Raw genomic sequence first — 7,163 nt, forward strand, 5'->3', positions numbered from 1 at the left:
GGAGGCCCTCTGGGAGGATAGGGAGTCGCTGATTTTTATAGGGGTATAGCTCAACTGGTAGAGTAGCGGTCTCCAAAACCGTTGGTTGAGGGTTCGATTCCTTCTGCCCCTGCCATAATATGAGATATGATATATTATCATATCTCACCATGACTCGGTAGCTCAGCTGGATAGAGTGACTGACTACGAATCAGTAGGTCTAGGGTTCGAATCCCTACCGGGTCACCATTTGATTGAGATACGAACTCTCTATTTTTACAGGATTCTGTAAGAATAGAGAGTTCGTTTTTTTCGGTATACTTGATTTCGAGGCGGGGGCATTCCCGATTACGTTGCAGACGAGGTTGTAGAGCCGGGGTTCCGGTACGTGTTGCAGGGGGAGAGGTGCTTCGGTACATGACGAAGTCGCTTTTTTATATGAGGCGTGAAAATAAAAACATGTTGAACAGTCCGAACGGTCGTCGGGCTGTTTTTTTATTTTCTCGATCGGTAATATCGGTGCTGCTGCAGGAATGTTCCCTATAGGTGTAGAATATAATATAGGGAAGTACGTTGTCGGTAAGCGGCGCGTGTGCCTCCTAAAAGGGCAAAAAAAAACTCGATTCCAAGGAATCGAGAAAAATTAAAAGCTCCACATCGAGCAGCCCGAAGGCACTTTGAATTAATTTTTATTTGAACTCGTAATGTAATTCTATTGTTAGTATAGAATTAATACATGGATTTGTCAATACTGTATAGAGGAGAATATTACTATGAAAAAGCGTAACCGGGAAGAGTATTATGTGGGCTTGGATATTGGTACTAGTTCTGTAGGCTGGGCAGTGGCAACGCCGGATTATCGCATCCCTAAATTCAGAGGGCATAAGATGTGGGGCAGCCGCTTGTTTGCAGAAGGTAAGCGAGCGGCGGAACGTCGCCAATTTAGAACGAATAGACGGCGGTTGGCACGGAGAAGGGATCGGTTACAGATATTAGAGGAATTATTTGCTGAGGAAATGGCAAAAGTGGATAATACTTTTTTTATGCGATTAAAAGAAAGTAAATTTTTCTTGGAAGATAAGACGGTTAAAGAAAAACATATCTTATTCAGTACCGATAAATTTGATGCGGACCGATTTTATAAAGACAATCCTACGATTTACCATGTAAGAAAACGATTAATGGAAGAGGAACCGCAGGATATTCGAGAATTATTTTTAGCAGTACATCATATCTTGAAGTATAGAGGCCATTTTTTATTTGCCGGTTCTTTAGAACAGAACGGGGATTCTATAGAAGAATTAGTACGCACCCTATTTGGGAAACAGGGACTGGCTATTTTAGATGATACGATTGATAGTAATGAAATGGTAAATATACTTAAAAATAACGAAAAAACGAAAAGTGACCGAAAAAAAGCCGTTCAAGAGTTATGGAATCCGCTTAAGGATAAGGTAAAAAAAGCACAGGCGGCGGAAATGGCGGGGGTGGTTTTAGGTCTTAATTCGGATATTTCCAAATTATTTGACAATAGTGATTATAAAGACTTAAAAATAAATTTTTCTTCCGGCGATTATGATGAAAAAAGAGACGACTATGCGAATAGTATAGGCGATGATATTGTATTGTTAGATACGATGAAAGCACTGTATGATACGTTAATTCTTTCACAGATTTTGCAGGGAAAACAGAGTATCTCGGAAGCAAAGGTAGAAGATTATAATACACATAAAGAACAGTTACGGGCATTAAAAGCGATATTAAAACCGCACAAGCGTTTATATAATGAAATGTTTAGAGAAAATAATAAAAAAGACTTATCGAATTATGTTGCCTATATATCGTCTTATAGTGAGGGAAAACGCGTTAATCGGGAAGGATTTTATAAATATGTGCAAGCCGTCTTAAAGCAAGTAGACGATTCGGACTCGAAACAGGCCATTTTGGAGGCGATCCGGTTAGAAACCTTTTTACCGTTGTTGCGGGTTAAAGATAATGCAGTGATTCCGCATCAAATTCATCAAGCCGAGTTGGAAGCTATTTTAGAGACAGCCCGTAAAAAATATAAATTTTTAAATGATGTCAGTGAGGGAGTATCTGTAAAAGATAAAATTATTCAATTATTTACGTTTAGAATTCCTTATTATGTGGGCCCTCTTAATCCGCATAGCGGCGAAACGGTTGCGGACCGGAAACAGGGTACCGGTTGGGTAGTGCGCAAACAAAGGGGGAAAGTATACCCTTGGAATTTTGCGGATATGGTGGATGTCAAAGCATCGGCAGAGGCATTTATTACGAATCTGACAAATAAATGTACGTACCTTATCGGAGAAGATGTCCTGCCGAAACGTTCCTTATTATATAGTGAATTTATGCTATTAAATGAGTTGAATATGATTAAGTATGACGGACACGAATTGCCCGTGGAGATCAAGCGGTTATACATTGAGCAAGTATTTAAACAGGAACATAAAAAACAAACCAAAGGCCGGGTGCTGGACTTTTTGAAAAGAAACGGTTTGATTACCGGCAGTGCTACGGCCGTCATTACCGGCATGGATGATTCCATTAAGGGAGATTTACAATCCTATCGCGATATGGTACGGATTTTCGGCACGGGATTCGATCATAGTATGGCGGAACGGATTATTCGCTGGGTTACTCTGTTTGGGGAAGCCAAAGATATTTTAGAAAATAAAATACGTGAAGTTTATGGTAATAGCATTAGTGATAGTCAGATGCGGGCTATCAAAAAATTAAAATATGCTGATTGGGGAAGATTATCACAAGCCTTTTTTATTAAAATTATTGGCTGTGATAAAAGTGGAGTAGAGCGGAATATTATCACTTGTTTGCGTGAATCAAGTCAAAATTTAATGGAAATTTTGAGTGATCAGGGAACATATATAAAACAGATTAAAGCGTGGAATCATCAGCATACAACGAATATGATGGATACGCTTGATTATCAACTAGTTGATGATTTATATGTGGCACCATCGGTTAAACGATCTATTTGGCAAAGTCTATGTATTGTAGAGGAACTGGTCAAAATTATGGGGCAGGCACCGAAGAAAATTTTCGTTGAAGTAACTAGAACGAATCAAGCAGAAAAAACAAAAAAAGATTCACGAAAAAAACGATTAGTAGAATTATATACAGCTATTGGTAAAGAAGGTGCTGCATGGAAAAAAGAAATTGAAAAGCATCAAGCAGGGGATTTCAGACGGAAAAAATTATACCTCTATTATACGCAAATGGGGCGTTGTATGTATTCTCATGAACCGATTGCTATGGATGCGTTGTTTACCTCGGAATATGATATTGACCATATTTATCCGCAGAGTTTAACTAAAGATGACAGTTGGGATAATTTAGTATTAGTAAAATCGCAGCTTAATAAAGAAAAGAGCGATCAGTACCCGTTACGACCCGCAATACGTGAGAAAAATAAAGCATACTGGCAATATTTATGCCGGGCAGGGTTTATTAGCGAGAAAAAATATGAACGACTTATGCGAACTACCGAATTAACGGCGGAGGAATTGTCCGGCTTTATTGCCCGGCAATTAGTAGAGACCTCGCAAGCTACGAAAGCGGTTATCGGCTTATTGGAACGCATATATAAGCATACGGACATTTGTTTTGTAAAAGCGGAAACGGTATCGCAATTTAGACACCAACATAATTTTATAAAAATACGGGAATTAAATAATTACCACCATGCGAAAGACGCGTATTTAAATATTGTGGTAGGGAATGTGTACCATGAAAAATTTACGAAAAATCCGCGGGAATTTATTGCCCGTTCAACAGAACGAAGACCGTATAACTTAAATCGTATGTATGATTTCGATCTCCTTAAACAAGGTCGGGTTATTTGGCAGGTCCCTAAGAGTTTAGAAACGGTACAAGCCATGATGAAGAGTAATGATGTACGAATTACTAAAAAATTATTAGTGCAAAAGGGGGAATTATATGACGCCACGATTACTAAAGCACATAAGACGAAAGAAGGAATGTATTTCCCCTTAAAAGGGGCCGATGCACGATTGCGGGATGTACATCGATATGGAGGCTATGAAAAGATAAAAATTGCCTATTATAGTGTATTTTCTTGTTGCGAAAAAGCGTCGGATACGATTCATACCCTGATTATTCCTATACCGGTATATGCAGCCGGCCTGTTACAAACCGAAGCGGACCTTACGGCCTATGCTTGGCAAACGAAGCAGAAAACGAAGCCGATTAAGGATATTTATAGTATGATTACGCCGATTTATAAAAAGTTGTGTATTAATACGGTTGTGAAAATCGATGGTTTTAAATACTTTTTGGGCGGCAGAACAGAGGATTATATATGTTTATATCCGGCGATTCCCGTCGTGTTGGATGAACAAGCGGCAGCCTATTTAAAAGCTGTATCTAAAGTCGGTCGTGCGGACGACGTTGAAAATACGGCACAAGCCATAGACCTTATTACAGCAGAAGCCAATGAGGCTTTTTATGATGTATTGCTGAAGAAAATGGAAGCGAAAATATTTGTCAAAGCTTATCAAGAGAGAGTTGAGAAATTGGCAAGTGAGACTGCTCGCGAGCGATTCCGGAAATTGTCGATAGGCGCTCAATGTAGTTGTTTGTTGGAAATATTAAATCTCTTGGCTAATAACAAGACCACCTCTAATTTAAAAAAGTGGCTTGGCGTTACTATGTCGAGACGAAAACAACCAATGGATTTGACGAAGCTGGAAGAGTGTATTGTGTATGAAACCTCTATTACAGGATTGTATGAAAAAGCCGTTTCCTTACTATAGAAAGGGGATACTATGAGTTGGCGTACGGTAGTGATTAGTCGGTGTGCTAAATTGGACGTAAAAATGAATTATATGCTTGTTCGGCAAGAGGGAGAGGTGCATAAAATATATATTCGTGAAATCTATATTCTGCTCATTGAATCCACCGCCGTGAGTATGACGGCAGCGTTGCTGCATGCACTGATTAAAGAAAAAGTAAAAATTATTTTTTGTGATCCCGCAAGAAATCCGGAAGCCGAATTGGTAGGGTACTATGGCGCTCATAATACGAGCGGTCGTTGTCGGGAACAACTGAATTGGTCCGAAAGGGATAAAGTACGGTTGTGGACGGATATTGTGCGCACTAAAATCCGGAATCAGGCGAGGTTGTTGGCGCGAAAAGGCTTAGCGGCCTATCAAGTGCTGGAATCATACAGTGGGGATATCCGATTGGGCGATGCAACACAGCGCGAAGGGCATGCGGCGAAAGTATATTTTCATGCACTGTTTGGAAAATCCTTTACGCGGGACGAAGAAAATAATATTAATGCAGCCTTAAATTATGGGTATGCCATTTTGCTGTCGGCGATTAATCGAGAAGTTGCGGCCCTGGGCTACTTAACGCAGTTCGGACTGCGTCATGCTAATCAATTTAATTCGTTTAATTTTAGTTGTGACCTCATTGAACCGCTACGCAGTTTGGTAGATCGTACGGTTGTGGACATGGATTTAACTCATTTTACGAAAGAAGAAAAGCATCAATTGGTGTATTTGCTTTCTGAAGAGGTTACTATTAACAAGCAATGCCATGTACTGTCCGGGGCCCTTCACATCTATTGTAAAAGCGTTGCGGATGCACTTACTGCATCCGATCTGTCATTAGTCAGGTTTATAGAATATGAGCTATAGATTTATGAGAATTTTAGTTATGTTTGATATGCCGACCTTTACGTTACAAGATAAAAAAGAGTATCGATTGTTTAGAAAATACTTAATATCTCACGGGTACCTTATGATGCAACGTTCTATTTATATAAAATTAGTACTCAATCAGACGAATGCGGCAGCGGCAATGAAAGGATTGGAAAAACATAAACCGAATACAGGAATAGTGCAAGTGTTGACGATTACGGAAAAACAATTTTCACGGATGGAGCTGTTAGTAGGCAGCGTGACATCCGAGGTAGTAGATACGACAGAACGGATGATTATATTATGAAGGTGTTATATGCTTTATCGGATATGGAAATTGAATTGTCGGAGAATTATGTTGCCACGTTATATATAGAAAACATGCTGTATTTTCGACATACTTTGCAGGAGTTATCGGCTCAAATCGCGGGAGCCGAGGGGCATTGGGTATTTACACAGGCACAACAACAATTGGATTGTAAAAAAGATGTTATTCTTGTAACGGATCTCTTTCATATAGATGGCAATCAGAAATCCGTTCTCTCTAAGTTACATGCCTATTTGACGAGTATTGCCGAAGAGGAATCGGAGCTGCTGTATGAAATTAATGATAAACTTCGCCGCTTATATACTGAGATTACCTTGCAGGCACCGGTTGAGGTCGGGTATAAAGCGGCCCTTTCTGCACAAGATTTGATAAAGGCGGGAGATTTTAAATTTGAATGGGGAGAGACGGAACTGTTAGAAAGGCTCGTGACGTATTTGGATATTATTTGTGATTTGTTAAAGAGTAAGCTGATTGTGTTGGTTAATGTCCGAAAATATATGACGGAAGAGGAATTAAAATTAGTATATGAACATTGTATACGTAAAAAGATACCCATTTTTTGTATTGAATCGGGATATACCTGTCATAGTGTTGATGAGTTGTTAGAAAAAGTTTATACTATAGATAAGGATTTATGTTTTATTTATTAAGGTATTGTGGCATGAGTAGAATTACATCGCGTGTAATGGTGAAAAAATACTTTTGGCGTCAACGTTATTGGGGTTTGAGAGTAATGTAATTCTATAAGTGTCTAAAACCAAGACTTATCTAAGTATTTATTTTACGGGGTTTGAGAGTAATGTAATTCTATAAGTGTCTAAAACGGAGCGGATCCGGGTGCGGAGCCTTGCCGCGTTTGAGAGTAATGTAATTCTATAAGTGTCTAAAACGCTTCCGGAAGCAAATAGCCGCCTTTTTCCGTTTGAGAGTAATGTAATTCTATAAGTGTCTAAAACAGCGTTTTTCCCTTGAATCGTGATTGTTATGTTTGAGAGTAATGTAATTCTATAAGTGTCTAAAACTTTGCCCAGTACCCAATAAGCCACGACACAGTTTGAGAGTAATGTAATTCTATAAGTGTCTAAAACTACATAAGAGAATATATGATAAAATCGACGGTTTGAGAGTAATGTAATTCTATAAGTGTCTAA

Annotated in this window: 4 protein-coding genes, 2 tRNA genes and 1 CRISPR repeat array; all 6 genes read left to right on the forward strand. The window is 39.0% G+C overall.

What is annotated here, in order from left to right:
* Positions 1-39 precede the first annotated feature (39 nt).
* A tRNA-Trp gene (locus HMPREF3182_RS01410) sits at positions 40-115 on the forward strand.
* Positions 116-151: 36 nt separating this feature from the next.
* Positions 152-228, forward strand: a tRNA-Arg gene (locus tag HMPREF3182_RS01415).
* A 524-nt stretch (positions 229-752) separates the two neighbouring features.
* Positions 753-4,793: a type II CRISPR RNA-guided endonuclease Cas9 gene (cas9, locus tag HMPREF3182_RS01420; protein ID WP_072270818.1), complete on the forward strand. Its 4,041-nt coding sequence runs from the start codon at positions 753-755 to the stop codon at positions 4,791-4,793.
* A gap of 12 nt (positions 4,794-4,805) precedes the next feature.
* Complete coding sequence (gene cas1, locus HMPREF3182_RS01425; protein WP_062485096.1) at positions 4,806-5,681, forward strand: type II CRISPR-associated endonuclease Cas1; 876 nt, start codon at positions 4,806-4,808, stop codon at positions 5,679-5,681.
* Positions 5,671-5,991: a CRISPR-associated endonuclease Cas2 gene (gene cas2, locus HMPREF3182_RS01430; RefSeq protein WP_007392621.1), complete on the forward strand. Its 321-nt coding sequence runs from the start codon at positions 5,671-5,673 to the stop codon at positions 5,989-5,991. Before cas1 ends, cas2 begins: the two co-directional genes overlap by 11 nt.
* On the forward strand, positions 5,988-6,662 hold the full coding sequence (gene csn2, locus HMPREF3182_RS01435; protein WP_062485099.1) for a type II-A CRISPR-associated protein Csn2: 675 nt from the start codon (positions 5,988-5,990) through the stop codon (positions 6,660-6,662). The genes cas2 and csn2 overlap by 4 nt, the downstream gene beginning before the upstream one ends.
* A 72-nt stretch (positions 6,663-6,734) precedes the next feature.
* Positions 6,735-7,163: a CRISPR direct-repeat array (repeat unit 33 nt; unit sequence GTTTGAGAGTAATGTAATTCTATAAGTGTCTAA).

Source organism: Megasphaera hutchinsoni, assembly GCF_001553405.1.
GTDB classification, from domain to species: domain Bacteria; phylum Bacillota; class Negativicutes; order Veillonellales; family Megasphaeraceae; genus Megasphaera; species Megasphaera hutchinsoni.

Excerpts from the sequence above, each read along its gene's own strand:
- cas9 (WP_072270818.1), top strand. The coding sequence starts at position 753 with ATGAAAAAGCGTAACCGGGAAGAGTATTATGTGGGCTTGGATATTGGT.
- cas1 (WP_062485096.1), top strand. The coding sequence starts at position 4,806 with ATGAGTTGGCGTACGGTAGTGATTAGTCGGTGTGCTAAATTGGACGTA.
- cas2 (WP_007392621.1), top strand. The coding sequence starts at position 5,671 with ATGAGCTATAGATTTATGAGAATTTTAGTTATGTTTGATATGCCGACC.
- csn2 (WP_062485099.1), top strand. The coding sequence starts at position 5,988 with ATGAAGGTGTTATATGCTTTATCGGATATGGAAATTGAATTGTCGGAG.